This window comes from Pseudomonas sp. J452 (assembly GCF_024666525.1).
In the GTDB taxonomy this organism is placed as follows: domain Bacteria; phylum Pseudomonadota; class Gammaproteobacteria; order Pseudomonadales; family Pseudomonadaceae; genus Aquipseudomonas.
Genome location: NZ_CP088294.1, coordinates 2331973 through 2357793 on the forward strand (window position 1 = coordinate 2331973; position 25821 = coordinate 2357793).

General features: G+C 62.1%; 28 protein-coding genes. 12 read left to right on the plus strand and 16 right to left on the minus strand.

What is annotated here, in order from left to right:
- Window positions 1-35 precede the first annotated feature (35 nt).
- Window positions 36-458, plus strand: a complete 423-nt coding sequence (locus LRS11_RS10525; protein ID WP_260496755.1) for a GNAT family N-acetyltransferase — start codon at window positions 36-38, stop codon at window positions 456-458.
- 100 nt (window positions 459-558) lie between these two features.
- Here the strand turns inward: LRS11_RS10525 and LRS11_RS10530 are convergent, their stop codons facing one another.
- Entirely contained in the window at window positions 559-1572 is a 1014-nt protein-coding gene (locus tag LRS11_RS10530) for a zinc-binding alcohol dehydrogenase family protein (RefSeq protein ID WP_260496756.1), read from the minus strand.
- 164 nt (window positions 1573-1736) lie between these two features.
- Here LRS11_RS10530 and LRS11_RS10535 point away from each other — a divergent pair, with 164 nt between their 5' ends.
- The 3 genes from LRS11_RS10535 to LRS11_RS10545 all read left to right on the plus strand — a co-directional run bounded on the left by LRS11_RS10535 (window position 1737) and on the right by LRS11_RS10545 (window position 3542).
- Entirely contained in the window at window positions 1737-2657 is a 921-nt protein-coding gene (locus LRS11_RS10535; protein WP_260496757.1) for a LysR family transcriptional regulator, read from the plus strand.
- A 92-nt stretch (window positions 2658-2749) separates the two neighbouring features.
- The gene (locus tag LRS11_RS10540; RefSeq protein WP_260496758.1) at window positions 2750-3013 is read left to right on the plus strand and encodes a PepSY domain-containing protein; all 264 of its coding nucleotides are present in this window, start codon (window positions 2750-2752) and stop codon (window positions 3011-3013) included.
- A 1-nt stretch (window position 3014) separates the two neighbouring features.
- Window positions 3015-3542: a cytochrome b/b6 domain-containing protein gene (locus LRS11_RS10545; protein ID WP_260496759.1), complete on the plus strand. Its 528-nt coding sequence runs from the start codon at window positions 3015-3017 to the stop codon at window positions 3540-3542.
- A gap of 37 nt (window positions 3543-3579) precedes the next feature.
- Here LRS11_RS10545 and LRS11_RS10550 read toward each other — a convergent pair whose 3' ends face one another.
- Window positions 3580-4239: a TetR/AcrR family transcriptional regulator gene (locus tag LRS11_RS10550; protein ID WP_260496760.1), complete on the minus strand. Its 660-nt coding sequence runs from the start codon at window positions 4237-4239 to the stop codon at window positions 3580-3582.
- Window positions 4240-4662: 423 nt separating this feature from the next.
- Window positions 4663-5586: a LysR family transcriptional regulator gene (locus LRS11_RS10555; protein WP_260496761.1), complete on the minus strand. Its 924-nt coding sequence runs from the start codon at window positions 5584-5586 to the stop codon at window positions 4663-4665.
- Between the two features lie 114 nt (window positions 5587-5700).
- Between LRS11_RS10555 and LRS11_RS10560 the strand changes: the two genes are divergently transcribed.
- The 4 genes from LRS11_RS10560 (at window position 5701) to LRS11_RS10575 (ending at window position 10032) form a co-directional block, all read left to right on the plus strand.
- Window positions 5701-7047 carry an aspartate aminotransferase family protein gene (locus LRS11_RS10560; RefSeq protein ID WP_260496762.1) on the plus strand — a complete coding sequence of 449 codons (1347 nt, stop codon included), beginning with the start codon at window positions 5701-5703 and terminating at the stop codon, window positions 7045-7047.
- Window positions 7047-7334: a cupin domain-containing protein gene (locus LRS11_RS10565; protein WP_260496763.1), complete on the plus strand. Its 288-nt coding sequence runs from the start codon at window positions 7047-7049 to the stop codon at window positions 7332-7334. The genes LRS11_RS10560 and LRS11_RS10565 overlap by 1 nt, the downstream gene beginning before the upstream one ends.
- 57 nt (window positions 7335-7391) lie before the next feature.
- Window positions 7392-8888 (plus strand): CoA-acylating methylmalonate-semialdehyde dehydrogenase, encoded by a 1497-nt coding sequence (locus LRS11_RS10570; protein WP_260496764.1) that lies wholly within the window; start codon window positions 7392-7394, stop codon window positions 8886-8888.
- A gap of 373 nt (window positions 8889-9261) precedes the next feature.
- Window positions 9262-10032 carry a gamma-glutamyl-gamma-aminobutyrate hydrolase family protein gene (locus LRS11_RS10575; RefSeq protein WP_260496765.1) on the plus strand — a complete coding sequence of 257 codons (771 nt, stop codon included), beginning with the start codon at window positions 9262-9264 and terminating at the stop codon, window positions 10030-10032.
- 81 nt (window positions 10033-10113) lie between these two features.
- Here the strand turns inward: LRS11_RS10575 and LRS11_RS10580 are convergent, their stop codons facing one another.
- Window positions 10114-11820, minus strand: coding sequence for an ATP-dependent endonuclease (locus tag LRS11_RS10580; RefSeq protein WP_260496766.1), 1707 nt, complete (start codon window positions 11818-11820; stop codon window positions 10114-10116).
- Between the two features lie 1073 nt (window positions 11821-12893).
- Window positions 12894-13628, minus strand: a complete 735-nt coding sequence (locus LRS11_RS10585; RefSeq protein ID WP_260496767.1) for a DUF6882 domain-containing protein — start codon at window positions 13626-13628, stop codon at window positions 12894-12896.
- Between the two features lie 222 nt (window positions 13629-13850).
- Between LRS11_RS10585 and LRS11_RS10590 the strand changes: the two genes are divergently transcribed.
- Complete coding sequence (locus LRS11_RS10590) at window positions 13851-14066, plus strand: glycine zipper 2TM domain-containing protein (protein ID WP_260496768.1); 216 nt, start codon at window positions 13851-13853, stop codon at window positions 14064-14066.
- A 116-nt stretch (window positions 14067-14182) separates the two neighbouring features.
- Here the strand turns inward: LRS11_RS10590 and LRS11_RS10595 are convergent, their stop codons facing one another.
- Entirely contained in the window at window positions 14183-14560 is a 378-nt protein-coding gene (locus tag LRS11_RS10595; RefSeq protein WP_260496769.1) for a DUF3592 domain-containing protein, read from the minus strand.
- A gap of 332 nt (window positions 14561-14892) precedes the next feature.
- A complete protein-coding gene (locus tag LRS11_RS10600) occupies window positions 14893-15237 on the minus strand; it encodes a hypothetical protein (protein WP_260496770.1) in 345 nt (114 codons plus the stop codon).
- Window positions 15238-15724: 487 nt separating this feature from the next.
- Here LRS11_RS10600 and LRS11_RS10605 point away from each other — a divergent pair, with 487 nt between their 5' ends.
- Window positions 15725-16282: a hypothetical protein gene (locus LRS11_RS10605; RefSeq protein WP_260496771.1), complete on the plus strand. Its 558-nt coding sequence runs from the start codon at window positions 15725-15727 to the stop codon at window positions 16280-16282.
- A 133-nt stretch (window positions 16283-16415) separates the two neighbouring features.
- Here the strand turns inward: LRS11_RS10605 and LRS11_RS10610 are convergent, their stop codons facing one another.
- A complete protein-coding gene (locus LRS11_RS10610) occupies window positions 16416-17282 on the minus strand; it encodes an OmpA family protein (protein WP_260496772.1) in 867 nt (288 codons plus the stop codon).
- A gap of 172 nt (window positions 17283-17454) precedes the next feature.
- Between LRS11_RS10610 and LRS11_RS10615 the strand changes: the two genes are divergently transcribed.
- On the plus strand, window positions 17455-18195 hold the full coding sequence (locus tag LRS11_RS10615; protein ID WP_260496773.1) for a hypothetical protein: 741 nt from the start codon (window positions 17455-17457) through the stop codon (window positions 18193-18195).
- A gap of 411 nt (window positions 18196-18606) precedes the next feature.
- Window positions 18607-19398 (plus strand): gamma-glutamyl-gamma-aminobutyrate hydrolase family protein, encoded by a 792-nt coding sequence (locus LRS11_RS10620; protein WP_260496774.1) that lies wholly within the window; start codon window positions 18607-18609, stop codon window positions 19396-19398.
- Window positions 19399-19598: 200 nt separating this feature from the next.
- On the opposite strand, the gene LRS11_RS10625 is transcribed toward LRS11_RS10620, so the two are convergent.
- From LRS11_RS10625 to LRS11_RS10660, 8 genes are all read right to left on the minus strand, one after another.
- On the minus strand, window positions 19599-20321 hold the full coding sequence (locus LRS11_RS10625) for a substrate-binding periplasmic protein (RefSeq protein ID WP_260496775.1): 723 nt from the start codon (window positions 20319-20321) through the stop codon (window positions 19599-19601).
- 151 nt (window positions 20322-20472) lie between these two features.
- The gene (locus LRS11_RS10630; protein WP_260496776.1) at window positions 20473-20817 is read right to left on the minus strand and encodes a zinc ribbon domain-containing protein YjdM; all 345 of its coding nucleotides are present in this window, start codon (window positions 20815-20817) and stop codon (window positions 20473-20475) included.
- Between the two features lie 127 nt (window positions 20818-20944).
- Window positions 20945-21427, minus strand: coding sequence for an LEA type 2 family protein (locus LRS11_RS10635; protein WP_260496777.1), 483 nt, complete (start codon window positions 21425-21427; stop codon window positions 20945-20947).
- Window positions 21428-21759: 332 nt separating this feature from the next.
- Window positions 21760-22560 (minus strand): cyclic nucleotide-binding domain-containing protein, encoded by an 801-nt coding sequence (locus LRS11_RS10640; protein WP_173203866.1) that lies wholly within the window; start codon window positions 22558-22560, stop codon window positions 21760-21762.
- 106 nt (window positions 22561-22666) lie between these two features.
- Window positions 22667-22939: a TfoX/Sxy family protein gene (locus LRS11_RS10645; RefSeq protein ID WP_173203868.1), complete on the minus strand. Its 273-nt coding sequence runs from the start codon at window positions 22937-22939 to the stop codon at window positions 22667-22669.
- Window positions 22940-22964: 25 nt separating this feature from the next.
- Window positions 22965-23726 carry a class I SAM-dependent methyltransferase gene (locus LRS11_RS10650; RefSeq protein WP_260496778.1) on the minus strand — a complete coding sequence of 254 codons (762 nt, stop codon included), beginning with the start codon at window positions 23724-23726 and terminating at the stop codon, window positions 22965-22967.
- 13 nt (window positions 23727-23739) lie between these two features.
- Window positions 23740-24084 (minus strand): pentapeptide repeat-containing protein, encoded by a 345-nt coding sequence (locus LRS11_RS10655; protein ID WP_260496779.1) that lies wholly within the window; start codon window positions 24082-24084, stop codon window positions 23740-23742.
- 65 nt (window positions 24085-24149) lie between these two features.
- A complete protein-coding gene (locus LRS11_RS10660; RefSeq protein WP_260496780.1) occupies window positions 24150-25712 on the minus strand; it encodes a bifunctional aminoglycoside phosphotransferase/ATP-binding protein in 1563 nt (520 codons plus the stop codon).
- Between the last annotated feature and the right edge of the window lie 109 nt (window positions 25713-25821).

Consider the following 25821-nt stretch of genomic DNA (forward strand, 5'->3'; position numbering starts at 1 on the left):
GGTGTAGACTCGTCGATCGTCAGTGAGGAGCTCTTATGTCGATTCGCCCCATCACTCCGGCCGACCATGCGGCTCTTCTGGCTCTATGGCGGCGTACCCCTGGGATCTGCGTGCGCCCCGAGGATGCCTTGCAACCGTTTTCGGCCTATCTGGCGCGCAATCCAGGCTTGAGTCTGCTTGCCGAGATGGATGGCCAGTTAGCGGCCTGCCTGCTGGCCGGACATGACGGCCGGCGTGGCTATCTGCAGCATCTGGTTGTCGATCTGCCCTGGCGTGGCCGCGGCCTGGCGCAGGCGCTACTGGATGAGGCGTTGCGCCGCCTGGCGGAGCAGGGCATCAGCAAGGCGCATGTCTTCGTCTTGCGTGATGCACCGCAGGCGCTGTCCTTCTGGCTGGCGCAGGAGGGCTGGGCGAAGCGTGAGGATATTGAGGTCTTTTCCACCAATAGACTGGCATGAAAAGGGCTGGGTCCCCGTCAACTGTTGCTGCAGGTTACGGCTTTTGTAGGAGCTTCAGCCGCGAATGCCCTCACGCACTCAGCCATGGTCGCGCCTTTCCTCAGAACCCTTCGAGCACAATCTTGCCGCGCGCCTGGCCACTCTCCAGCAGGGCGTGGGCGCGGCGCAGGTTGGCCGCGTTGATGGGACCGAAGTGTTCGCCCAGGGTGGTTTTCAGCACACCGTCGTCGATCAGCTGGCTGACCCGGTTGAGCAGGCGATGCTGCTCGATCATATCGGCGGTCTGGAACAGCGAGCGGGTGTACATGAACTCCCAGTGCAGCGACAGGCTCTTGCGCTTGAGCTGCACCACGTCGAGCTGCGCCGGGTCGTCGATCAGCGCCAGGCGGCCCTGGGGCGCCAGGGCTTCGATGATCTGCGCGTAGTGCTGGTCGGTGTGGGTCAGGCTGGCGACATGGCTGACCTGGGCGATGCCGATGCGCTTGAGTTCCTCGCTCAGCGGCAGGCTGTGATCGATGACGTGGTGCGCGCCGAGCGACTGCACCCAGTCGCGGGTTTCTGCGCGCGAGGCGGTGCCGATCACGGTCAGGCCGGTGAGCTGGCGGGCCAGCTGCACCAGGATCGAACCCACGCCACCGGCGGCGCCGACGATCAGCAGGCTCTGCTGCTGGTCGCCCTGGCCTTCTTTGATCTGCAGGCGCTCGAACAGCAGTTCCCAGGCGGTGATGGCGGTCAGCGGCAGGGCGGCGGCGCGGGCGAAGTCCAGCGAGCCGGGCATGCGCCCGACGATGCGTTCATCGACTACATGCAGCTCGCTGTTGGCCCCGGGGCGGTCGATGGCGCCGGCGTAGAACACCCGGTCACCGGGGCGGAACTGTTTGACCTGCGCGCCAACGGCCTTGACCACGCCGGCTACATCCCAACCCAGCACCTTGGCCTGGCCGGCCTCTGGCTGGACGTTGCGGCGAATCTTGGTGTCCACCGGGTTGACCGAGATGGCCTTCACCTCTACCAGCAGGTCGTGGTCGCCCGGTTGTGGCTCGGCCAGCTGCACATCCTGCAGGGCTTCGGGGTGGTCGATGGGCAGGCTCTGGTAGTAGGCAATGGCTTTCACAGGTGGGCTCCACAGGGATGCGCGAACAAGACGAATGCTCCAGCTTAGTCGCCCGGAGGCGGGCTGGTAACAGGTGATGACGGCATGCTCGGCTATTTCACTGGCAAGAAAAAGCGGCGGCCAATAGAGTCTCTTTCAATATTTTTTTGAAAATGGAGCGCGCCATGCTGCGTCTCGACGATCTCGCCCTGTTTGCCCGCACCGCCGAACTGGGCAGCCTGTCTGCCGCCGCCCGTGAGCTGGACTGCTCTCCGGCGGTGGCCAGCGCCGCGCTCAAGCGCCTGGAGCAGCAGCTGCAGGTGCGCCTGTTCGTGCGCTCCACCCGCAGCCTGCGCCTGACCGGCGAAGGCGAGCAGTTTCTCGAACACGCCCGCAATGCCCTGCACAGCCTGGAGCAGGGGCGCCAGCAACTGGCCGGTGGCAAGGCCGCGATCAGTGGCGTGCTGCAGCTGGCGGCGCCCTCGGATTTCGGCCGCAACGTGCTGCTGCCCTGGCTCGACCAGCTGCAGCAAGAACATCCGCAGCTCAGCCTGCGCCTGTTGCTCAGCGATCGGGTTGCCGACCTGTTCCGCCAGCCGGTGGACATCGCCCTGCGCTATGGCGCCCCGGAAGACTCCAGCCTGGTGGCGCTGCCGATCGCCGCGCAGAACCGCCGCGTACTGTGCGCCGCGCCGGCCTACCTGGCGCGGCATGGCGCACCGCGTCAGCTGGAGGAGCTGCGCCAGCACAACTGCCTGCAGTACATGCTCGGTGGCCGGGTGCATGAGCGCTGGAGTTTCAGCGATGGCCGGCGCAGCCAGACCGTGACGGTCAGCGGCAACCGCATCAGCGACGATGCCGACGTGGTGCGGCGCTGGGCCGTGGCCGGGCAGGGGCTGGTGTACAAGTCCTGGCTGGATGTGGCCGCCGATGTGCAGGCCGGCCGCCTGCAGGTGCTTTTGCCGCACTGGCAGGGCGAGCCGACGCCGCTCAACCTGATCTGCGCCCACCGCGAGCAGTTGAGCAAGCCGGTGCAGCTGCTGCGCGAGCACCTGCGCCAGGGCTGCGCGCGCCTGTTGCAGCAGGCGCCCTGGTTGGGGCAGTGAGCGCCGGGATGGTTTTTTTGTGGAGCTTAAGAATGCTTTAAGCCTGGCCAGGCAAATTGAGCACGCATTCCACCCATCCCGAGGAAATCCCCATGCGTAAATTGCTCCTGCTGTCCCTGGCTCTCGCCAGCCCCCTGGCCTTTGCCGGCCCGCAATGCAGCACGGCCGAGCCGAGCCAGTGGCAGGACCAGGCCAAGTTCCAGGAAAACCTCAAGGCCGAAGGCTACGAGATCAAGAAGTTCAAGGTCACCGCCGGCAACTGCTACGAAATCTACGGCTGGAACAAGGACAAGCAGAAGGTCGAGATCTACTTCGACCCGGTCAGCGGCAAGGCCGTGAAGAGTGAGATCGACTGATATGGCAGCCCCCACCCTGCGCCTGTGGGACCCGCTCGTGCGCCTGTTTCACTGGTCCATGGCCGCCGCCTTCATCGCCAACTACTGCTTTACCGAAGCGGGCGACGACTGGCACCGCTGGTTCGGCTACTACGCCGTCGGCTGGCTGGCCATTCGCGGGGTGTGGGGCTTTATCGGTACGCCGGCGGCGCGCTGGACGGATTTCTGGCCGACCCGCGCGCGCCTGACCGAACATCTGCGCGCGCTGCTCGGCGGGCGCCCCTATCACCGCCTCGGCCATTCACCGCTGGGTGCTTTGGTGATGATCCTGATGATGCTCTTTATGCTCGGCCTGGGCCTGAGCGGCTTCCTGATGGAGGAGGTCGACTACTTCTGGGGCGAGGACTGGATCGAGGAGCTGCACGAACTGTTCGCCAATGGCCTGCTGGCCCTGGTTGGCCTGCACCTGCTGGCGGCGCTGGTAGAGAGCGTGCGTTTGCGCGAGAACCTGCCGCTGTCGATGGTCACCGGCAAGCGGCGTCGGCGCTGAGTCTGGGGCCGCGTGCCGGCCCCGCTCGTCGCATGGCTCAGCCGGCCTTGAGGGTCAGCCCGCAGCCCTTGAGGATGATGCGTTCGAGGTTGTCGGCCGCCTCGTCGAAATCGGCTTTCTTCAGGCTGTTCTTGCCGGTCAGGCGGCAGATCTGGCTAGCGAAGTCGGCGTAGTGCTGGGTGCTGCCCCACAGCAGGAAGATCAGGTGGATCGGGTCGATCGGGTCCATCTTGCCGGCATCGATCCAGGCCTGGAACACCGCCGCGCGGCCGCGGAACCAGTCGCGGTAGTCCTGGTTGAAGTGGCCACTCAGGCACTCGCCGCCGCTGATCACTTCCATGGCGAAAATCCGCGAGGCCAGCGGCTGGGTGCGCGAGAACTCGATCTTGGCGCGGATATAGCGGCTCAGCGCCTGTGCCGGGTCGTCGTTGACGCTGAGGTTGCTGAACGTGGCATCCCACAGATCGAGGATATTGTTGAGCACCGCGACGTACAGGCCCAGTTTGTTGTTGAAGTAGTAGTGCAGGTTGGCCTTGGGCAGCCCCACCGCGAGGGCGATGGTATTCATGCTGGTGCCTTTGTAGCCGTGGCGAGCGAATTGCTCTTCGGCCGCGGCGATGATCGCCTTCTCGTTCTTCTGGCGAATGCGGCCAGCAGGTTTGGCGGGACTCGGAACGGGGGAGGTGTCAGCAGGCATGGAGGGATTCCGTACAAATCAACGGGTTGGTGACGAACAGATACCCCAGCGCGGGTCACGAAACAACCCTTGAGCGTCAAAATCGTGTGCCTTTGGGCAGAAGATTGCCGATTGTCGGCCAATTAGCTGATTTTGCGCCAAAAAACCGTCTTAAGGGACAGGTTGAGAACCCGCTGGTCGCGTTCTGCGCTGCGCTGAAAGCCTTGTGGGACTAGCGTTCCAGGTGGCTGGCTGGGTTGCTTTGCTCCCCTCTCCCACTCTTGGTTTATGAGGAGGTGGGAGAGGGGGTGGGGGAGAGGGCGACAGACCACACCAAAGCCCTTTTCCCTTAAACATCCTGCGTCGCTTTAACTCCTGCATCCCTGCAGTCGTCTTCCGAAACGGGAGAGGGGAGAAAGCACGTGTCTTAGCCAACGTTCCTCGTCAGCTCCCCGTCTCCGCCAGCGCCTCAAGAAAACTCTCCAGCACCAGTTGCGGGCGCCGGCCCTTGCGGGTTACCGAGGCCAGGGTCAGCTCATAGAAACGCGAGTCCGGCTTGAGCACGCGCAGGCGGCCCTGCTGCACCCACTGCTGGGCGTAGTGGTCGGCCAGGTAGCCGATATAGCGCCCGGTGAGAATCAGGAAGGCCATGCCCTCGCGGTCCGAGGCGCTCGCCGTGCAATTGAGCACCTGGTACTGCGCCTGGATCTCCGGCGGCAGGCGGAAGGTTGGGGCAATCGCCTCCTGGGCATTCAGGCGGGTATCGGAGAGCTGCGCATCATCCACATAGAACAGCGGGTGGCCCACCGCGCAGTACAGCTGCGAGCGCTCGCCATACAGCGGCTGGTATTCCAGGCCGGACAGCGGATGGCTCTGCGGCACCACGCCGACGTGCAGGCTGCCATCCAGCACACCCTGTTCCACCTCGGAGGGCGGGGTCATGCGGATCTGGATGCGCACGTCCGGGCCGCGCTCCTTGAGGCGCGACAGGGCGTGGGTGATGCGCATATGCGGCACCGTCACCAGGTTGTCGGTGAGGCCGATATGCAGCTCGCCGCGCAGCTCGCGGTGCAGGCCGTTGACCCCGTTGCGAAAGCTCTCCAGCGCGCCGAACAGCTGCAAGGCCGACTGGTACACCTCTCGTCCTTCCTCGGTCAGGGCAAACCCCGCGCGCCCGCGCTGGCACAAGCGCAGGCCCAGGCGCTGCTCCAGATCGCTCATCTGCTGGCTGATCGCCGAACGGCCGATGCCCAGCACACTTTCCGCGGCGGAGAAGCCGCCGCACTCGACCACGCTGCGGAACAGGCGCAGCAGGCGGATTTCAAAATCGCTGACCTGGGCCAGTGGATCGGGGCGGCGCACACTCATTGTTTAGCTCTGACTTAACTAAGGATAAGAAGAGTTGTGTTTTAGTGACTTTATGCCCGTGGCACCTTTCGCTGCAACAAGCACACAACAAAACCTCCTTGCGAGAGCTCTCCGATGAACATGCCGCAGACCGCCACCCCGTCCCTGGCCAGCCAGCTCAAGCTGGATGCCCACTGGATGCCGTTTTCCGCCAACCGTAACTTCAAGCGCGACCCGCGCCTGATCGTCGGTGCCGACGGCAACTACTTCATCGACGACAAGGGCCGCCGCGTGTTCGACAGCCTGTCCGGCCTGTGGACCTGTGGCGCCGGGCACAACCGCAAGGAAATCCAGGAAGCCGTGGCCAAGCAGCTCGGCACCCTGGACTACGCCCCGGGCTTCCAGTATGGCCACCCGCTGTCCTACCAGCTGGCCGAGAAAATCACCGAGCTGACCCCGGCCGGCCTCGACCATGTGTTCTACACCGACTCCGGCTCCGAGTGCGCCGACACCGCGGTGAAGATGGCCAAGGCCTACTGGCGCCTGAAAGGTCAGCCGAGCAAAACCAAGTTCATCGGCCGTGCCCGTGGCTACCACGGCGTCAACATCGCCGGCACCAGCCTCGGCGGCATCGGCGGCAACCGTAAGATGTTCGGCCAGATGATGGATGCCGACCACCTGCCGCACACCCTGCAGGCGCACCTGGCCTTCACCAAGGGCATGGCCGCGACCGGCGGCGTAGAGCTGGCCAACGAGCTGCTCAAGCTGATCGAACTGCACGACGCCTCCAACATCGCCGCGGTGATCGTCGAGCCGATGTCCGGTTCCGCCGGCGTCATCGTGCCGCCCACCGGCTACCTGCAGCGCCTGCGCGAGATCTGCACCCAGCACAACATCCTGCTGATCTTCGACGAAGTGATCACCGCCTTCGGCCGCATGGGCAAATGGACTGGCTCCGAGTACTTCGGCGTGGTGCCGGACATCATGAACACCGCCAAGCAGGTCACCAACGGTGCCATCCCGCTGGGCGCGGTGATCGCCTCCAGCGAGATCTACAACACCTTCATGCAGCAGGCGATTCCCGAGCACATGGTCGAGTTCGGCCACGGCTACACCTACTCCGGCCACCCGGTGGCCTGCGCCGCCGGCCTGGCGACCCTGGAGCTGCTCAAGCGCGACAACCTGATCGAGCAGTCGGCCGCCCTGGCGCCGGTGTTCGAAGAGAAGCTGCACAGCCTCAAGGGCAGCAAGCACATCATCGACATCCGCAACTGCGGCCTGGCCGGTGCCCTGCAACTGGCTCCGCGTGACGGCGACGGCGTGATCCGCCCGTACGAGGCTGGCATCAAGCTGTGGGAAGCCGGTTTCTACGTGCGCTTCGGTGGCGACACCCTGCAGTTCGGGCCGACCTTCAACACCAAGCCCGAGCAGCTGGACACCCTGTTCAACGCCGTTGGCGAAATCCTCGCCAAGGTCGACTGATGAACCCGCGTGCGCAGGCAGTGTCCACCGTGCAGGTGGACAACGACCGGGTGATCGTCACCGAGTGGCGCTTCGCCCCCGGTGCCGAAACCGGTCGTCACTGCCACGGCTACGACTACGTGGTGGTGCCGATGACCAACGGCACCCTGCTGCTGGAAACCCCGGAGGGCGACAAGCATGCGCCCCTGGTGGCCGGCCAGGCGTACTTCCGCAAGGCGGGCGTCGAGCACAACGTGATCAACGCCAGCGACCACGAAGTGGTCTTCGTCGAAACCGAAATCAAATGATTCGCGGCGGTTGCGCCCAGCGCAGCCGCCCTCCAGAACACCAATGAGGGAACACCCATGAGCACCATCGCCCACTTCATCAATGGCGAAATCGTTCTGCGCAACGGTCGCACCACCCAGGTCTTCAACCCGTCCATCGGCGAGCCGGTGCGTCAGGTCGAGCTGGCCGACCGCGCCACCATCCAGTCCGCCATCGACGCCGCCAAGGCCGCCTTCCCGGCCTGGCGCAACACCCCGCCGGCCAAGCGTGCCCAGGTGATGTTCCGCTTCAAGCAACTGCTGGAGCAGAACAAGGACAAGATCGCCGCGCTGATCAGCGAAGAACATGGCAAGACCCTCGAAGACGCCGTCGGCGAACTGCAACGCGGCATCGAGAACGTCGAGTACGCCTGTGGCGCCCCCGAGCTGCTGAAAGGCGAGTTCAACCGCAACGCCGGCCCGAACATCGACAGCTGGTCCGACCACCAGCCCCTGGGCGTGGTCGCCGGGATCACCCCGTTCAACTTCCCGGCCATGGTGCCGCTGTGGATGTACCCGCTGGCCATCGTCTGCGGCAACTGCTTCATCCTCAAGCCGTCCGAGCGTGACCCGAGCTCCACCCTGTACATCGCCCAGCTGCTGCACGAAGCCGGCTTGCCGAATGGCGTGATCAACGTCATCAACGGTGACAAGGAAGCCGTGGACGCGCTGATCGAAGCACCGGAAGTCAAAGCCATCAGCTTCGTCGGCTCCACCCCGATCGCCGAATACATCTACACCGAGGCCAACCGCCGCGGTAAGCGCGTGCAGGCCCTGGGCGGCGCCAAGAACCACGCCGTGGTCCTGCCGGACGCCGACATCGACAACACCGTCAACGCCCTGATGGGCGCGGCCTACGGTTCCTGCGGCGAGCGCTGCATGGCCATCTCCGTGGTCGTCGCCGTGGGTGATCAGGTTGCCGATACCCTGGTGGCCAAGCTGACCCCGAAAATCCAGGCGCTGAAAATCGGTGCCGGCACCTCCTGCGGCCTCGACATGGGCCCGCTGGTGACTGGCGCTGCGCGTGACAAGGTCAAGGGCTACGTCGACGCCGGTGTCGCCCAGGGCGCTACCCTGGTCGTCGACGGTCGCGGCCTGGTGGTACCGGGCAACGAAGCCGGCTTCTTCCTCGGCGGCAGCCTGTTCGACCACGTCACCACCGAGATGAGCATCTACCAGGAGGAGATCTTCGGCCCGGTACTGTGCATCGTCCGCGTCGGCAGCCTGGAAGAGGCGATGAAGCTGATCAACGACCACGAATACGGCAACGGCACCTGCATCTTCACCCGCGACGGTGAAGCGGCGCGCCTGTTCTGCGACGAGATCGAAGTCGGCATGGTCGGCGTCAACGTACCGCTGCCGGTACCGGTGGCCTACCACAGCTTCGGCGGCTGGAAGCGCTCGCTGTTCGGCGACCTGCATGCCTACGGCCCGGATGGCGTGCGCTTCTACACCAAGCGCAAGACCATCACCCAGCGCTGGCCGCAGCGCGCGAGCCACGAGGCCGCGCAGTTCGCCTTCCCGAGCAACGGTTAAGCAGTACCCAGGGCTGGTCTTCGGACCGGCCCTTTTTTTGCTTTGGTTTTTCGCAACACAACCTGCCGCGCGGGCGCGGCATTGGTGCAGTAACTCGCCGGCGTCCTGCCGGCGGGAAGCGGCACCCCTTGGGTGAGCGGGTTCACGGTTATCGTGACCCGGTAGCCCGCTGTCCCAAGGGCAGCCCACTTCAATTAAATAGAACCGACATAGGGTTGAGCGAGCTAGAGAAAAACAAGGCAAAAGCGGGCGAGGGCGCGGAGTTTACGCGCTGTAAATGAGCAGCCCGAGCCCGCTTTTAACGCAGTTTTTCCGACGCGCAGCCGACCCTACAAGGTTCTCAGAAGAGGACACCCTTGCAATGAGTAAACCCATGATTGGCCTTCCCCTGTGCCGCTGGCAGCTGACGAGTCGTGATATCGGCTGGTTCCATCTGGTGGGGGAGAAGTACATTCACGCGGTCACCGGTTTCGACGCTTTCCCGCTGATGATTCCGGCCTTTGGCGACGACCTGGACATGGAGACCGTGCTCGACAGCGTCTCCGGCATCATGTTCGGCGGCTCGCTGTCCAACGTGCACCCCAGCTGCTACGGCGACGACCACCCCGGCCTGGGCCTGGCCGACCAACCCCGCGATGCCACCGTGCTACGCCTGATGCGCGCCTGCATCGAGCGTGGCATTCCCTTCCTCGGCATCTGCCGTGGCGTGCAGGAACTCAACGTGTTGTACGGCGGCACCCTGCACCGTGAAGTGCATGAGGTGGAAGGTCGCCTGGATCACCGCGAAGTAAAAGACGTGCCGGACGACGTGGCCTACGGCCCGATCCACAAGGTCGCCCTGACCGAGGGTGGCGTGCTGCACAAGCTGCTCGGCGAGCGCGAGATCAGCGTCAACTCGCTGCATGGGCAGGGGATCGACCGTCTCGGTGAGGGGCTACAGGTCGAGGCGGTCTGTGAGGACGGGCAGATCGAGGCGGTCAGTGTGATTGGTGCCAAGGCGTTTGCTGTGGGGGTGCAGTGGCATCCGGAGTATCGCTATTGGGAGAAGGCCGATTACAACGCGCTGATTGGGGCGTTTCATGAGGCGGCGAGGGAGTATCAGGCCAGCAAAATCACCAAGCGGAGGGCGGCGGTGGGGGCTTGAATAGTGCCGCGTTGAACGGTTATTGAAAAAAGCCCGTCGTATGACGGGCTTTTTTTATGAGTTGCTCTACCTGGGTAGGTTTTAATATGGCTTAGATTGCTTAATTAGCTCCGGTATTTTTCTTCTGATTCGCTTATATGCGCCAGGCAGATTTCTCGGGGGGAGCAGTTTGATTACCGGCAGTATTCTGTCGAGCTTTTTGATAGATTTCTTGTTCTTGATTAATAGCTCTGCGGGGTTTCTGTCTTGTGCGGGAATGTTATATGAGTTGTATAGAAGGTTTGCTGCGGTTGGCGCGGCGACCAAGTCTACTTCGAGAGACCATCTGAAACAGAAGAAGCTCTTTGATTCGAGGATATCCATAGCTTTTGAGTGGTTGGTGCTAAGGTTGTTAAGTAAGTCTTCCTGTTCCTGTTGTAGTGGTAGGATATCGTGAACGAGAATTCCATTGTTGTAATTGCTTTTGTATTTTGGGAAGCCGCTGCCATCTCTGCTTTTTTCTAGTTCATCGTGCAGGTAAGGGGTGAAGTAATCTCTGTCAACTACAACGGCAAATGGGATCGCTAGCTCTTTTAAAAGCCAGTAAGCATAGGGGAGTGCCTTTACGCCATCTAGGGCAATAATTGATACGGAGTAATCAATAGGGTCGGCGCCACCTTCTCGCAATAGGTGCTTAACTATTTCAGCATCTATTGGACTTTCGGTTGTTACTACAAAGTTTGAGAAGAAAAATTCTGAATTCCTTCTTCTGTAGAATTGGTAATACCCATCCTTGTCAATATCTCTACTTCTCCAGAAATCTTTCGATAGTTGTGTTGTTGTGACTTCTATTCCTCTGTTTGGAGTGCTCTTTTTTCTGCAGAGAACAACTTCTTCATGTAAGAGTTCATCAAGCATTACCGTTGAGTGAGTGGTAAATATCACCTGTAGAGGCAGTTTGCGCAGGTTGTTAATCAGTTCTCTCTGCGCCTGAGGGTGAAGGTTACTTTCAGGCTCTTCGATTCCTAGTATATAGGTGCTCTGGTTTTGCTCGGCCAAGTATGAGTAGAGTGCGAATGCCGCCATGCTTTGAGTGCCGCTTCCGCAATCTTCAAGATCAACTGTAGTGTCGCCTTCAGTCACCCTGAGAGCTATATCATTCAGAAATATTGAGTAGTCTGGCTGGGTTTTGTATCCAAGATTAAATGTAAACACTCCAGAAAGCGGCGTAACCTTTCTTAAATGCTTGTCGAGTCCATCTAAAGTTCGGGTTTGAATACTTTTACTAAGTTCGGCAACCTTTGGGCTTATTCTGTCTCTTCGGCTGGTGTGGTTTGTTAGCCAAGCATGGACGGCCTTTTTTAATAGGCTATTATCTGTCCAGTTCGCAACCTCATGATCCCTGCGAAGAGGAATGTATGCGTAGTTGATGTGTCTCTTGATTTTCTCATGCAGGTCTTGTGGGGCTGTCAGCCACTCTTGTCCATTATAGATTTGCCATGTTTCGGATTTCTTATATTTCAATCTTGCTCTTAGTGTGTTGTCTTGTCCATATGTCGTTAGCTCAATTTCAATCGGAACATCAGAGAATTCTACTTCTATTACTGTTGTGGATGTTTTTTGGAATGCATGTCTGCCCGACTCAAAGTGTGGCTTTTCTTCTGTGAAATTAAAAAATGCATTTATTGCTCTGAGTATTGAGGACTTTCCGGCGCTGTTTTGTCCTACAAGAGCTAGTTCGGAGTTAACTGAGATAACCGAGGTTCTTATTGCTCTGAATTTCTCTATATATACTTCGGTTAGCTTCATAAATTCTCCTATGGTTATTAACGGTCGTGAGAAATCTGAGCATTTGTAGGATGTGCAACACTTCGCTTTCTCGCTATCGGAGCCCAGTTAGGCTTCTTATTTACTCCGAAATCACGCTTTTCGCCTTCCCGGCGAGTCACTTTCTCTTTGCTTGTGCAAAGAGAAAGTAACCAAAGAGAAAGCACACCCGGCATCCGGGTCTCGCTGCGCGAGACTCCCTTCGTTCCATCCTTGCTCCAGGGGCCCGCCGCGAAGGGCCATCCCTGGCCCATCGCGGCTCTCGCGGCATCCATGCCGCTCAACCCCTTACGCAACGATTCCACTCAGCCTCCTGACGGGACCCGGTCCCGGCCCGACCTGTTGGCGCAAGGGCGGCAGTGTGGTGTTGGCGTTTGAGTTCGTTTTACCGATGGTTCCCACGCTCCGCGTGGGAACCCATCCGGGGACGCTCCGCGTCCCGCAGACGCGGAGCGTCTGTGGCTGCATGCCCACGCGGAGCGTGGGAACGATCGAGTAGGGCGGGTGAAACCCGCGTGGGCCGGCGGCGCGGGTTGCACCCGCCCTACGGCGAGGCATACCGACAACGCCGAGCAACCTGAAACGTGAAGCCTTCATGCGCGCAGACTCCCCGTCAGGAGGCCGAGCGTAGGTGTTGCGTAGGGGGACGAGCCGCATGGATGCGGCGAGAGGCTTAAAGGGCCAGGGATGGCCCTTGTAAGCCGGCCCCCGGAGCGGCACCGGAGGGAGGGGAGTTTCGCGCAGCGAAACCCGGATGTCGGGCGCGCTTTCTCTTTGGTTACTTTCTCTTTGCGCGCGAAAAGAGAAAGTGACTCGCCGTGCGAGGCGAAACCTGTAGCCCAAAGCCGAGGAAAGCGTATCGGGTGAAACAAGGAGAGGGCGCCAACTCCCAGCACCCACCCCACGAAACGTGACGGCACCGGGGGGAAAGTCCTGTTGGCAATACAGCGCGGCTTCAATGGCCATAAGCGCATCCATGCAAGTCGATGCCCCGACCTTACTGCGAAATACTCGCTCAAGGCCATAGCTGACAGACCAGTCAGCAAGCTCCGCCGCTAACTAACCCAGCGCGCCTCCCGCACCACCATATAGAGAAACCCTCGCTCACTCGGCGCCCGATAGGAGCCAATGGCCCCCAGCTGGTGGGCCATCACCGCCGTCATCTCCCAGCCATCGACCGGGTCGGCCGACCAGGTGGCACAGGCCAGCTTCAGAAAATCCAACGACTCCCCCAGCTCGCGAACTACCCGCGAGCGGGCTTTGACCAGCTCCAGAAACGACTCGTTCGCCCAGGCCCACATCCAGGTGTCGGAATGGCTGGAGAACGTACCGACGAAATCCACCGCGCACTCCACCGCTGGCTTGCCGTCATTGGAGAAAATCAGCTGGCCGGTTTCCTGATACCAGTCCCAGCGCTTGTGCTCGCCAATCCGGTAGGTGGCCATGAAACTGTCCTGCTGCGCCTGCAGGTAGTCGAAGCTCTCGGCGATCAGCGCGTGCAGCACTTCCTCATCCTCATGCCAGTTGCGCTCGCGGCTCTGGCAGTAGCACTCCGCACACACCACGCAGATGTCAGCAAACGCCTCGGCGCGATCATTCCATTCGCCTTCCTGCTCCAGCACGGCGTCGCACTGGTCGCACCAGGCATCGGGGTAGAGGTCGTCAGGCTGCTCCGGGTCGTACGCCACGTTGAAGCCCTGGCCCTCGCCGCTCTGCAGGTGCTGGCAGATGAACGTGGCGGTGTTGGAGCCATGCACGCCACATTCAACGTTGCGCTCTTCATCACTCATGGGTGGTCCTCGAATACCGTGCTAGGCAGCATCTTTGATCGTCCTGCCAGTCACGTCCAGCGGCACCCGCTGTCCTTGCGCGGGCTCGTTCTGACAATTAGCCGCCCCTGTGATCGCCGCCGCACAGACACCCGCTCCGCGCCAGCGAACACTCAGCATTCCTCCCGTGCGCCGCGATTCAGCGCCAGCGAGGTCCCTGAGTTTTGCATTGGAGTACCGAACATGAGCATCTTCAAACTGTTTGCCACCGGCATCCTGCTCGCCACCCTGGGCTTGAGCGGCTGCTCGGGAATGTCCCACCAGGAGAAGGGCACCGTCGCAGGCGCTGCCGTGGGTGGTGTGGCGGGTAACCTGCTGTGTGGTGGCGTGCTGTGTACCGGCGCCGGCGCGGTAGTGGGTGGCGTGATTGGCCACGAAGTGACCAAGGATAAAAAATAACCAGCAGCAGGCTGCGTTCGCCACGGGTTAAACGGCTTTGCGGGAGCTCTCTGTACCAGCAAAGCCAGTAGTTCAACGCCGACGCGCGATTCATCCGGCGCTGGGCCGAACAAGGCTCAGTGCAACATCAACACACTGCTTTCCGGCTCTTTAGGGTTGTAGTACACATCGACCTGCTGCCCCACCGGGTAGTCCGCCAGTTCGCGGCGGGCGTGCTTCTCGTTGCTGTAGGCATGGCTGCGGATGCGCAGACGTTTGCCGCTGTAGGGCTGGCCATCGACCTGATAGGAGTAGCTCAGCCGAACCTCGTACCTGGGCGTGTAGGAACTGTAGTCGCCCTTGGGTGAGACCCGCTCCGATACCTGGACGATCCGCGAGCTGGTGATCTGCCCCAGGGTCGTCGGCCATTCGCGCGAGTCGCCCATTTCCAGAGCCTGCTTGATCCCTAAGAACATCACCACGGCAAAGATGGCGACATGCAGCAGCTTCTTCATTGCGCACCACCGACTGGCTGAAGGCGAGGCGAGGGGCAATCTGCGTGGTTGAGGCGGGGCAAGGCGGCTTCCATCCGATGGTTAACACCGGCATCTGCCGGCCGGACAGCACGCTACTGCAGGCCTGTACCACTGTCCATCCGGCGCTGGCTGCTTTTCTCACCTCTCCCTAACCCTCTCCCATCAGTGTGAGAGGGGACTGTCCGGGTGGCCAGCAAGTCATTATCCCGTTGTATGGGCGCGGCATTGGCCGCAAAGAAAAACGCCGCATTCCAGGAGAAAGGCGGCGTTTTCCTTGAGTGAGCAGGTTTAACGCAGTGCGGGGCTCGTGCTTACCAGCGGTAGCCGTGATGGCGGTGATGATGCCGGTGGTGGCGTTTTTTGTAGTGGCGATGGCTATCGACGTAATACACCGGCGCCGGGGTGTAGTAGACCGGGCGCGCTTCGTAATACACCGGTTGTGGCGGGTAATAGGCCACGGGCGGCGGAGCGTAGTAGACCGGTTCCTGTTGGTAAACCTGCACTGGCCGTGCGGTGGCGCCAATGATGCCACCGATTATTGCACCCACAGCGACCCCCGCGGCGACATCGCCGCGATCTGCCGCAATGGCAGGTTGCTGGCTGAACAGCGCCAGGCTGGCAACCAGCCCTGTGATAAGGGGGATACGCGCAAGCATGATCGAAACTCCTCTGGTAACCGGCCTGTTCCGGTTACTGGTTTCGACTGCGCAATAACGCGCTAAATCCCCGCGGGAAATGTAAATCCTGTGTAAACGCCTTATCACGCTACTCCGCACCTGGGTGGGTTCGCGGCGTGCTGCCGGATGCGCGGTAAGCAGGGCGTTAGTCACCCGAGCAAGCTTGCCAGTGCGGGCTGCGCTGTATGGGAAACCGGTGAACCAAGCCGGGGGCACAATTCTTGGCCCCTGCTCTCAACGGCAGTGACGGCTGGGTTGCGCTGCAGGCGGTGAGCCAGCGCAGGCTCAGGTATGGGCGGTGTGTCGGCGCAATATGACCTGGCAGTCGTCGCTTGAGTGCATGGCAAGATGCCATTACTCTGCCGGTGTGTTCAGGGATGATCGCGCGGATGGTTTTTCGCCTCCTGCAGGCCCTGGCGCACCGGGCCTGGCCCGGCTCAAAAAACATCATTTGAAGGAACAAACCATGCGGCGTTTGCTGTGCCTCTCCCTGTTTTCCCTGCTGCTCACCGGCTGTGCCTCTTCGGCCAAGATCGAAGGCATGACGGTTGCCGAGTCTCAGGCTCGTGCCAACACCTACGCCCCGGCACTGCAGGAAAACCTGCAACTGGCCGAGGTCAAGGGCGGTCAAGAAACCAACCCAATGTGGACCTCGGAAATCGGCGGTGCGGACTTCCAGGCTGCTCTGCAGCAGTCGCTGGGTAATGCCGGTCTGCTCGATAACTCGGGCAAGGCTCCGTACTCGTTGCGTGCCAATCTGCTGCGTGTCGATCAGCCGCTGTTCGGCCTGGACTTCGAAGTGACCAGCGAGGTCGAGTACAGCCTGATCGACAATGCGACAGGCCAGGAAATCCTCCGTGAGACCGTGCGTACACCCTTCACTGCAGGTGTAGGCGATGCGTTTGTCGCGGTCACCCGCCTGCGTCTGGCTAACGAAGGCGCCGCGCGTGAAAACATCAGCGCTTTGCTCAAGCGTCTGGCGACGCTGAACATCGAGGCCAAGCAGGTTTCGCTGAGTCAGTGAGAACCGCCGGGGGGGGCGGCGGTAAGCCTGTCTCCCCTTTGCTATCAGGGCGCAACCACTGCTGCAGTGGTTGCGCCCTGTTCATTTTCGGGTCATGAAGCCAGCCTGCAGGGCGTGCCGGTTCTGTGGCGGGCTACTGCTTGACCAGCTCGACGCGGCGGTTCTTTGCCCGGCCTTCTTCGCTGCGGTTGTCCGCCACCGGACGTTCCTGGCCGAAGCCGGCGGCCTGCAGGCGCTCGGCCGGGATGCCGGCAGCGACGATGGCGGCCATCACGCTCTGTGCGCGGCGTTCCGATAGCGCCTTGTTGTCTGCCGGCTGGCCGACGTTGTCGGTGTGGCCTTCGATGGCGATCTTCAAGTCGGGCGCGCTGCTGAGCATGCTGACGATTTCACGCACGCTGGCCTGGCCGTCGGCTTTGAGGTCGGCCTTGCCGGTGTCGAAGTTGATATAGAGGGCGATGAAGCCGTTGCGGTTGAGTTCGTCGAGCAGCTGGTTGGCGCTGACCACCTGTTGCATGGCGGCGACTTCGACAATGGCCAGCCGGTAGCTCTGCGTCGGCGCGCTGAAGATGCCCGGCTCGACCCGCACCCAGACCTCCTTGCCGCCAGTGAGCACCTTGAGCGTGGTCTCGCCGCCGTCGCCCTCGCTGGGCAGGCGCTCGTAGATCACTTCGCCGCCGATGGCCTTGATCGCGTTCTGGTAGTTGCGCAGCAGTTGCAGCGGGCTGGGCTGGGTTTCGGCGCTGTCGTGGAAGTAGAAGATCTGCGTGGCATTACCTTCGACGCTATGGCGCTGTGGCACGCCATCAATGCTGTCGGTGGCGAAGTCGACGGCGTTGTAGTTCTGCTGGTATTCGGTGATGTGCGAGTTCGGGTAGCGGCTCAGCAGCGGGTGATCCTTGGCGCCGCCAATATCTTCGCCGGCTTGGGTCGGTAGCGCGAGGGCCAGCACCAGGCCGGCCAGGGGCAGGCGGTGCAGCAGGGTGGCGAGCATGGTCATGACGGAACTCCTGCCGGGTTGGCAATGGCGCAGCGAACTTCCCCATGTTGAGAAACTCTAGTTCATGGCCCCCGCGCATGCCGTGAGCCCTGCCGGACGGCCGGCTTTGCGCTTTACTGCAAGCGGGGATCACGGGCACGGGGGCGAGGCGATGGGGGCAGCATGGTTGGGCATGGCAAGGCTGGCCGCCTGGGCGCAGGCGCCTGGTTACGGCGGCAGGCTGTTGCTGATTGCGCTGTTCGGCATGGCGCTGACGGCCTGCCAGGGCCGCCTGGCGCATGAGTCGATCGTCAGCAAGAGCAGCGCGCCCCAGGCCGGCGAGTTGCTGCAGACCGATGTCGATCGCATGGCGACCCTGGCCATGCGCGACAACCTCAACAGCCTGTACCAGCTGATGAGCAAGCTGTACCAGCGCAACCCGCAGGAGTGGCAGAAGACCGGGTTGGCGAGCCGCGCCGCAGCCGAGCGGGCCATCCATCAGGCCATCGAGCAGAACCGGCCACTGCCACAGCTGGGCGGGCGCCGCGATGTGGCGGCGCTGGATTACGCTCTCAGCCCGGATTTTTCCGGTGACCGGGTCGGCGCCTTTATCTTCGCCCTGGGCAGCATGCTGGTCACCGCCCACGGCGGGCGCACCGAGTTCTATCTGACCGATTCATTCAACGCCGAATTCATCTACAACGCCGCACGCAATATCGAGAAGGCCGCCTGGATGCTTGGTCAGCGCCGCGACAGCCGTGGGCGCCCGCTGCTGTTGTCGAATGAGGGCGGCAACCTGAGCTTTGCCGTGGAGTTCGGCAAGATGGTGGCGCGGCTCGACCTGCTGACCCACATGCTGGAGGAGCGCTACCGGCGTCTGGGGGTCAACTATGCGCAGAGTCTGTTGTTCATGAACTTCCTGCCGGTGCAGTGAAGTGCGCGCCGCTGCGTATTTCGCTGCTGGTGCTGTTCGTAAAATATATTGGACTATATGCGCGAGAAAAATATTCTTTCCAGCGTGCCGTCCCTTGCCGTTAGGTGGTTACAGCGCTGTTTTGCAAAGAATTCCTGATGAAAATCGTCTGCCAATGTTTGACATATTTTACGGCTTTGGCAGACTGGCTAGCAGGTTCCGACTGCCAACAGGCCGGCTCGGGCAGACGACCAGCACTTTTCGGGCTTGTAACGAGGGGTGTTCCAGAGCGTGCCAGTGCGGCTCTGGAAGGGGTGTTGCCCAAGCCGCCGTCCTGTGTGTGAAGTCTGCGAACCTGCAAAACAGGCAGCGCCAGGCCTTGGCCGCGCGCCTGCACAGCAATGACAGGCCCGGCCTGTCCCAAGGTGATGTATGTCTAACAACAACACAGTTAACACTGCTAAAGCCCCACGCAAACCCGTGGTCCTGATGTCCATGGGCAGCCAGGAGCGCAAGGGTCACGACTACCAGGTGATGACCCACAAATACATCGTGCCGCTCGTCGAGATTTCCGGCTGCGTTCCGCTGCTGGCGCCGACCTGCTGCGGCACCGACGATCTCGAGCAGTACCTGGATATGGTCGATGGCGTGTACCTGACCGGTGCCGGCAGCAACATCGACCCGAGCCTCTACGGCCAGGAAAACCTCACCCCCGGCAAGTCCCAGGATCGTGACCGCGATCTGTTCGACCTGCCGTTGATTCGCGCGGCCATCGCCCGTGGCCTGCCGATCTTCGGCATCTGCCGCGGCATGCAGGAAATCAACGTGGCCCTGGGCGGCGACATGCACCAGAAGGTCTATGCGGAGCCGGGCTTCGACGATCACCGCGAAGACACCGACGAGCCGGTGGAGGTGCAGTACGCGCAAAGCCACGCTGTACGCCTGGTGCCGGACAGCTGGCTGGCCAAGCTGATGGGCAGCGAAGAGATCCACGTCAACTCGCTGCATGGCCAGGGCATCAAGACCCTGGGCGAGGGCCTGGAGGCCCTGGCCTACGCCGAAGACGGCCTGGTCGAGGCATTCCATGCACCGGCGCTGCCGCAGTTCACCTTCGCCGTGCAGTGGCACCCGGAATGGCGCGCGGCGTCCAACCCGGATTCGGTGAAGATCTTCCAGGCGTTTGGTGACGCCTGTCGTGAGCGGGCCGCGCAAGGCGCCCGTTAACAGGCTGTTGAAAAACTACCTGCGTTGCCATCGCGGCGTTAAAAACAGGCTAAAAATGCTCATTTACAGCTCGTAAACTGCGCTTTTTCGCCTGTTTTTGCCTTGCGCTGGCTGCCTCGCCAACGTTTTTCAGCAGCCTGTTAAGCGGTGATCAGGTGGTGCTGGCGCTTCGGGCCGGCACTGCCCGCAGCACTTCCTCGTTACTCCCAGCGCTTGTAGATGCTCGCCAGCTTGCCTGCGCCCTTGAGGCGCTGCAGGGCGGCGCCGAACTGCTCGGCACGCGCCGTATCGCCCTTGGCAAACGCCACATAGCGCGGCATCTCAACCAGCGGTCGCGGCAGGATGCGCACCTGTTCCTGGGCGCGTTGCTCGCGCACGAAATACAGCAACTGCGTGCGATCGCCGACGATGATGTCGATGCGTCCGGCCAGCAGCATGGAAACCAGTTGGCGCGGGTTCTGCGCGCTGGTGTCGCGGGCCAGGTCGGCCTGGTCGAAGTTTGCTTCGTAGGAATAACCCTTCACCTGGCCGATTACATACGACTGCAGGTCTTCCAGGTCTTGCCAGTCCTGGATGGCCAGGGTGTGGCGGGTCATGAAGACCGTGGAGCCGGTGCGGATGGGGCCGGCCAGTTCGTACTGCGCCATGCGCTCCGGGGTGCCGGCAAACTGGAAGGCCATCTCCACTTCGCCACGATTGAGCATGTGTTTGACCCGCTCCCAGGGATACAGACGCAGGCTGTAGGCGAGGTCGGCTTCATCCATGACCGCCCGCACCAGTTCGACATCCAGGCCCTGCGGTGTATCGCTGTCGAGACTTACAAAACTGTAGGGGGCGAACTGCTCGTCACCCACTACGCGCCATTCTTCGGCCCAGGCGGCCGGGCCGAAAAGCAGAAGCAGGCAAAGCAACAGGCTGCGCATGGAAACCTCCCCTTGCAGGCCGATGCCCCGCCGCCAGTTCGGGCGCGGGGTGTATCAGTCATGCTAGACAATCTTGAGGCAGGGCGTTGGCGGTTGCCCTGGTGGCGCGGGGTGCCTGGATGGCGCCCCGCACTATGGCGGCGCCGAGGGCTCAGACCTTCTTGACGAATTCGGACTTCAATTTCATGGCGCCGATGCCATCGATCTTGCAGTCGATGTCGTGGTCGCCGTCGCACAGACGGATGCCCTTGACCTTGGTGCCGACCTTGACCACCAGCGAGGAACCTTTGACCTTGAGGTCCTTGATCACGCTGACGGTGTCGCCATCCTGCAGCACATTGCCAACGGCATCCTTGATCACCTTGTCGGCTTCGCCGGCACTGTCCGCGCTGCCGCTGGCGGACCACTCGTGGGCGCACTCCGGGCAGACCAGCATGGCGCCGTCTTCGTAGGTGTATTCGGAGTTGCATTTGGGGCAGGGCGGCAAAGTGCTCACGGTGGATCCTCGGGGGTCGTAAAACTAAAGCCGCATATTATATAGGGTTTTGTCAGCATTATTCAGCACTGCACCCCCGGGTGCTGCCTATCCGCTGCTATACGGTCCTGCTTGCCGGGCTATCTGCTCAGGGCGGCGGGGCCGTTTGCGGCCAGTTCAGGGTGCCGCTATCGCTGAAGCGCGCACTGCCGAACAGGCCACCCGCCAGCTTGCCGTGCAGGGTGTAAGGCAAGCCTTGGCCCTGCTGGTAGCCCGCGGCGGCCCAGGCCTGGCGGATGGCGGCAAACGCGGAAATGCTCACCGGAACACGAATCAGGGTCTCACCGAAGCGGGGCACCTGGCCGCTCTGGTCGCTCACACCACTGGCCAGCGTATGTCCGTTGACCTCCAGTTGCAGGGCCACGCCGTTGAAGTCGAGCGGCTGGTCGTTGGGGTTCTGTACTCGCAGGAGGAGGCTGAAGCGCATTTCCAGGCCTTGGCCGGGGAGTGGTTCCAGGCCTGCCAGGTCGATATGCAGTGGGTCGCGCAGGGCCAGCGCGCTACAGCCACTCAGCGCGATACCGAGTGCGACGCAGAGCAGGAGAAACAGCCTGGCATGTCTCTGGAACATCACGGCCTCTGCGGATGGCGGGCAACGCTGTGCCATGCAGTATAGGGTCGGCCAGGGCCTGTTGCTGGGCAGGGCGGGGCTTTCCCACAGGCAAAAAAAGACCCGGCAAAGTGCCGGGTCAATAACCGTGATTAGCCTGATGAGGAGATAATCTGAAGAGCCCGACTGTTGGCCTTCCAGCTTATCGGCTGATCTCGCGACCAGTTGAGTTAATAATAACAATTCTCATTTTTGCGTCAATAGCTAAATGCGAATTATTTTCGACTAGTTGGCAAAACCCTAGAAAAACAAACCCCGGCACTGGGCCGGGGTTGGGGTGACCGCTGTGGCTATCAGGCCAACTGGTGCTGGGTGCGCAGCTGGGTGACTTCCTTGTTCAGCAGATCGATGCGCCGGGCCATGCTCTCGATCAGGCTGTGGGCGATGCGCGGGTTGCTCTGCATCAGGCTGAGGAACTGATCCTTGGGGATGACCATGACAGTGCAGGGCTCGCTGGCGATTACCGTGGCACTGCGCTTCTCGCGGGTGAACACGGCCATGGCGCCGAAAATCTCGTCCTTCTGCACATCACCGACCTTCTGCCCATCGACATGGGCTTCGGCGTGACCCTCGATGATTACGAACACGTGGTCGGCATCGTCGCCCTGGTGAATCAGTTCTTCGCCAGCGGCGAAGTGCTGGAAGCCGGTGGCCGGACGAATTTCCGGCTGCTTGAGGCGCGCCAGGGCATCGGACAGCAGGGCGGTGTGGCCGATCAGGTACTGGATGAACAGTTCCTGGCGCTGCTCGCTGCCGTAGATGTGCTTGAACACGTCGGCGCGGGAGTAGGGCACCAGAGTCAGTTGTTCTTCGCTGCTGTAGCGGCAGCTGGGCAGGTCGATGCCCTGACGCAGGCCGACCAGGTCGCCTTCCTGCAGATAGAACAGCGGGCGGTCATCGACCTGAGCGTGCAGCAGGCCGTTCTCGATGATGTACAGCTGGTTGCCGGGCAGGATCTTGGCCAGGTCGTCGACCTGTTCCAGGCGCAAGGGCGAGCCGTTGGGCTGCAGGCCGTCGAGCAACTGCGCAGGAATGCTCTGCAAGCGTTGGATCAGTTGATCGGCGTAAGCCGGTTGCTCCCCGAGTAGGTACATGACTCAAATTCCTTGAACTGGCTGGGCTGACGATAAGGCACGCACGCCCCTGCAACAATAGGTGGCGCCGCGCTGCAGGTAAATCACGGCACTCGGAGGTTGTGAGCTAGCTCTTGTTGCTCATGCCCAGTGAGTCTACCTGGCCGTTGAGTTCAGCCTTGTGTGCCGGTGGCAGCTCGTTCCAGTGGACGTCCAGCAGTGCGCCTTCGATTGCGTAGAGCAGCACCTTGGAGGCGCGGAAACCTCGGGCACGCACGGCCCGGTAGGCATCCACGGCGCCCAGTCGGCGCAGGTCGTTGGCGTTGTGGATGCCGACGGCATGCAGCCATTGCGCCGAGGTTTTACCGAGGTTTTTCAGGTGCTGAAGTTCATCGTTCATTGCGCCTCCATGCATTGCTGCGCAGCTACTGATGAGAGGGATTGGGTAGGCCTGCAAGAAAGTGTAGCGGCCAACTGACAAAACGCTCTTGATGTGGGTCACCCCAGGCTTCAAGCAGCGCGGGCTCCAGGGCCAGCAGCGGATCACGGCCACTGGCCTGCTGCAGGCGCTGTACGGCGGACCAGGTGCCGAGATAGCCGAGCAACTGCGGCAGATTCCAGTGCAGCTGGATGGCGAATGGTGGTGGCTGCAGGCGCGGAAAGGGCGCCTGGATATCCCGGTAACCCGCATCGACGCTGGCGCGGCCCGCTGGCCAGTAGGCGCCAAGGGTATTGCTGTAGAAATCGTCGAGCAGGGCGTCCAGCTTGCTGTCGATGCGCAGCAGGCTGTAGCACCAGGCGCAGAACAGGCCGTCGGGCTTGAGCAGGCGGCGCACTTCGCTAAAGAACGCCGGCGTGGCGAACCAGTGCAGCGCTTGGGCGACGATGATCAGGTCGAGGCTGGCATCCGCCAGGGGCAGGGCCTCGGCATCGGCGGCGAAGCAATCGATCCCCTGCAGATCCCTGGCGGCTAGTAACTGTTCGGGGCTGCCATCGCAGGCCAGTACCTGGCTGAAGTGTTGCAGTAGCGGGCGGCTGGCCTGGCCATTGCCGCAACCTATGTCGAGGGCGCGCTCACGGCCGGGGCTGTGGCTGGCCAGCCAGGCGAACAGGGCGTCCGGGTATTGCGGGCGAAAGGCGGCGTAGGCGTTGGCGCCTGCGCCGAACAGGCTGGCAATTTCACTCATGGGCAGGCGATGCTCAGCGGGTGCGATAGCGCAGGCGGGTGCCGAAGTTGAGGGACATGAGGATTTCGTCGGCGCTCAGGTCAGCCGGGAAGTAGGCTCCGGATATTTGCGCGTGGGCGATGCTGGCGCCCTCCATGCAGGCATTGCGCAGATCCAGGCCGCGCAGGTCGGCGCCGCGGAAGTAGGCGTCGGTGAAGTCGATAGCGTTGGCATCCAGCAGGCGCAGATCGAGGCCGCGAAAGTCGCCACCCTTGAGGTCGACTGTGCCGTCCTTGGGTTTTTGCGCATTGAAGTCGCGGACTTTCTCGGTATACAGCAGGCGGTACAGCGGATTGTCGAGCTGGCGTGGTTGGCTCATGGGCGACTCCGGACAGGGCACGAGGCAAGTATAGAAGCTGCGTCGTGCTCTGCCCGAAGCGCGTGTCAGAGCCCGGGCAGGCGCTGGCGGATGCGTTGGATCAGGCTGTCCAGACTGGCGCTGTCGTGGGTGTCGACGCGTTTGCTGTGGGCCAGTTCGTCATCGCTGAGGGTTTCGCGACTGGCCTGCTGGGCCTCGATCACTGCCAGGGTGGCATCCGACGGGTCGGTGCCGGCGGCCTGGCGCTGTTGCAGCCAGCCGGCAATAACTTCTTGCGGGGCCTGGCAGTCGAGAATCAGGAAGGGGTCGCCATTCTGTTCGGCAACCTGCCAGGCGGCGGCGCGCTGGGCCTGCTTCAGGTAGGCGCCATCGAGCACCACCGGGAAGCCAGCGTGCAGGGCGTTTTCTGCCAGTTGGTGCAGGCGCTGGTAGGTGGCGACGCCGGCCTCGGCACTGTAGATGCCGGCATGCAGCTGACCCTTGGCGGCCTCCGGCTGGTTGCCGAACAGGCGCTTGCGCTCGACGTCGGAGCGAATGCGGATGGCGCCCAGCTCATCGACCAGGCGCAGGGCCACATGGCTCTTGCCGACGGCGGAAACGCCACAGGTAATGGCCAGGAACGGAGAGGGGATGGCGCTGTAGCTTTCCGCCAGGTTGGCGTAGTTGCGGTACTGGCGCAGGGTCGCGGCTTTCTGCTCGTCCTCGGTCTGGAAGGCCAGGCTGAACAGGGCAACCTTGGCCCGCACCAGGGCGCGGTAGGCCTTGTAGAAGTTGAGCAGTTCCAGGGCGGCATAGTCGCCGGTGTGTTCCAGCCAGGCGCTGACGAAGCGCCGGGCCAGGGGCTTGAGGCCACGGTCTTCAAGATCCATGGCGAGGAAGGCGGCGTCCGAGGCGATGTCGATCAGGCGGAACGGCTCGTTGAACTCGATGCAATCGAACAGTACTACCTGGCCATCCAGCAGGGTGGCGTTGCCCAGGTGGATGTCACCGTGGCATTCGCGGATCGAGCCATTGGCAGCGCGCTGTGCCAGCAGCGGTTCGAGGCGGGCGAAGCTGGCTTCGGTCCAGGCCTCCAGCGCATCGACCTGGCGCAGATCGGCGGCCTCGCTGAGCATCGGGCGGATCTGTTCGAAGTTCTGCCGCATCGGCGCCATGATCGCGGTCGGCGAGCACAGCGGGTGGCTGCTCGGCACGGCCGGGGTCTGGCTGTGGAAGTCGGCAATCTGCTTGGCCAGGGCCTCGATATGTTCAGGTGTCAGCTCGCCACGGGCCTGCACGACGCTGAGCAGCTGGCTCTGCGGGAATTGACGCATTTTCAACATGTATTCGATGGCCGGGCCGTTGCCGCCCAGCTGCGGGGCGCTTTCGCTGCCGCTGATCGGCAGCACTTCCAGATACAGACCCTCGGTCAGGCGCTGGTTGAGGCGCAGCTCTTCACCACAGAAATGCTGGCGGGCCTCCAGGCTGGTGAAGTCGAGGAAGCCGAAGTTGACCGGCTTCTTGATCTTGTAGGCGAAGGGGCCGGTGAGCAGCACCCAGGAGATGTGCGTCTCGATGACCTGAAACCCTTCCACCGGATGGGGGAAAAGGGCCGGGTTCTGCAGGGCGGCAATCAGTGCTTGGCTCACGGTCAATCCTTGCTTTTCTGGTCTTTCGGAGGCGGCATTATGGACGCTGTGAGGCGCTCTGCAAACCGCCGGGGAGCGCCTGTTGGGCCTCGGCAAAGTGCGTATAATG

Bases quoted from the DNA above. Each gene is read 5' to 3' on its own strand.
- LRS11_RS10580 (WP_260496766.1), bottom strand. From the start codon at position 11,820: ATGAAGCTAACCGAAGTATATATAGAGAAATTCAGAGCAATAAGAACC.
- LRS11_RS10590 (WP_260496768.1), top strand. From the start codon at position 13,851: ATGAGCATCTTCAAACTGTTTGCCACCGGCATCCTGCTCGCCACCCTG.
- LRS11_RS10560 (WP_260496762.1), top strand. From the start codon at position 5,701: ATGAACATGCCGCAGACCGCCACCCCGTCCCTGGCCAGCCAGCTCAAG.
- LRS11_RS10540 (WP_260496758.1), top strand. From the start codon at position 2,750: ATGCGTAAATTGCTCCTGCTGTCCCTGGCTCTCGCCAGCCCCCTGGCC.
- LRS11_RS10615 (WP_260496773.1), top strand. From the start codon at position 17,455: ATGGCAAGGCTGGCCGCCTGGGCGCAGGCGCCTGGTTACGGCGGCAGG.
- LRS11_RS10600 (WP_260496770.1), bottom strand. From the start codon at position 15,237: ATGCTTGCGCGTATCCCCCTTATCACAGGGCTGGTTGCCAGCCTGGCG.
- LRS11_RS10610 (WP_260496772.1), bottom strand. From the start codon at position 17,282: ATGACCATGCTCGCCACCCTGCTGCACCGCCTGCCCCTGGCCGGCCTG.
- LRS11_RS10620 (WP_260496774.1), top strand. From the start codon at position 18,607: ATGTCTAACAACAACACAGTTAACACTGCTAAAGCCCCACGCAAACCC.
- LRS11_RS10545 (WP_260496759.1), top strand. From the start codon at position 3,015: ATGGCAGCCCCCACCCTGCGCCTGTGGGACCCGCTCGTGCGCCTGTTT.
- LRS11_RS10645 (WP_173203868.1), bottom strand. From the start codon at position 22,939: ATGAACGATGAACTTCAGCACCTGAAAAACCTCGGTAAAACCTCGGCG.
- LRS11_RS10595 (WP_260496769.1), bottom strand. From the start codon at position 14,560: ATGAAGAAGCTGCTGCATGTCGCCATCTTTGCCGTGGTGATGTTCTTA.
- LRS11_RS10570 (WP_260496764.1), top strand. From the start codon at position 7,392: ATGAGCACCATCGCCCACTTCATCAATGGCGAAATCGTTCTGCGCAAC.
- LRS11_RS10640 (WP_173203866.1), bottom strand. From the start codon at position 22,560: ATGTACCTACTCGGGGAGCAACCGGCTTACGCCGATCAACTGATCCAA.
- LRS11_RS10550 (WP_260496760.1), bottom strand. From the start codon at position 4,239: ATGCCTGCTGACACCTCCCCCGTTCCGAGTCCCGCCAAACCTGCTGGC.
- LRS11_RS10625 (WP_260496775.1), bottom strand. From the start codon at position 20,321: ATGCGCAGCCTGTTGCTTTGCCTGCTTCTGCTTTTCGGCCCGGCCGCC.
- LRS11_RS10650 (WP_260496778.1), bottom strand. From the start codon at position 23,726: ATGAGTGAAATTGCCAGCCTGTTCGGCGCAGGCGCCAACGCCTACGCC.
- LRS11_RS10585 (WP_260496767.1), bottom strand. From the start codon at position 13,628: ATGAGTGATGAAGAGCGCAACGTTGAATGTGGCGTGCATGGCTCCAAC.
- LRS11_RS10655 (WP_260496779.1), bottom strand. From the start codon at position 24,084: ATGAGCCAACCACGCCAGCTCGACAATCCGCTGTACCGCCTGCTGTAT.
- LRS11_RS10535 (WP_260496757.1), top strand. From the start codon at position 1,737: ATGCTGCGTCTCGACGATCTCGCCCTGTTTGCCCGCACCGCCGAACTG.
- LRS11_RS10605 (WP_260496771.1), top strand. From the start codon at position 15,725: ATGCGGCGTTTGCTGTGCCTCTCCCTGTTTTCCCTGCTGCTCACCGGC.
- LRS11_RS10575 (WP_260496765.1), top strand. From the start codon at position 9,262: ATGATTGGCCTTCCCCTGTGCCGCTGGCAGCTGACGAGTCGTGATATC.
- LRS11_RS10555 (WP_260496761.1), bottom strand. From the start codon at position 5,586: ATGAGTGTGCGCCGCCCCGATCCACTGGCCCAGGTCAGCGATTTTGAA.
- LRS11_RS10525 (WP_260496755.1), top strand. From the start codon at position 36: ATGTCGATTCGCCCCATCACTCCGGCCGACCATGCGGCTCTTCTGGCT.
- LRS11_RS10565 (WP_260496763.1), top strand. From the start codon at position 7,047: ATGAACCCGCGTGCGCAGGCAGTGTCCACCGTGCAGGTGGACAACGAC.
- LRS11_RS10635 (WP_260496777.1), bottom strand. From the start codon at position 21,427: ATGTTCCAGAGACATGCCAGGCTGTTTCTCCTGCTCTGCGTCGCACTC.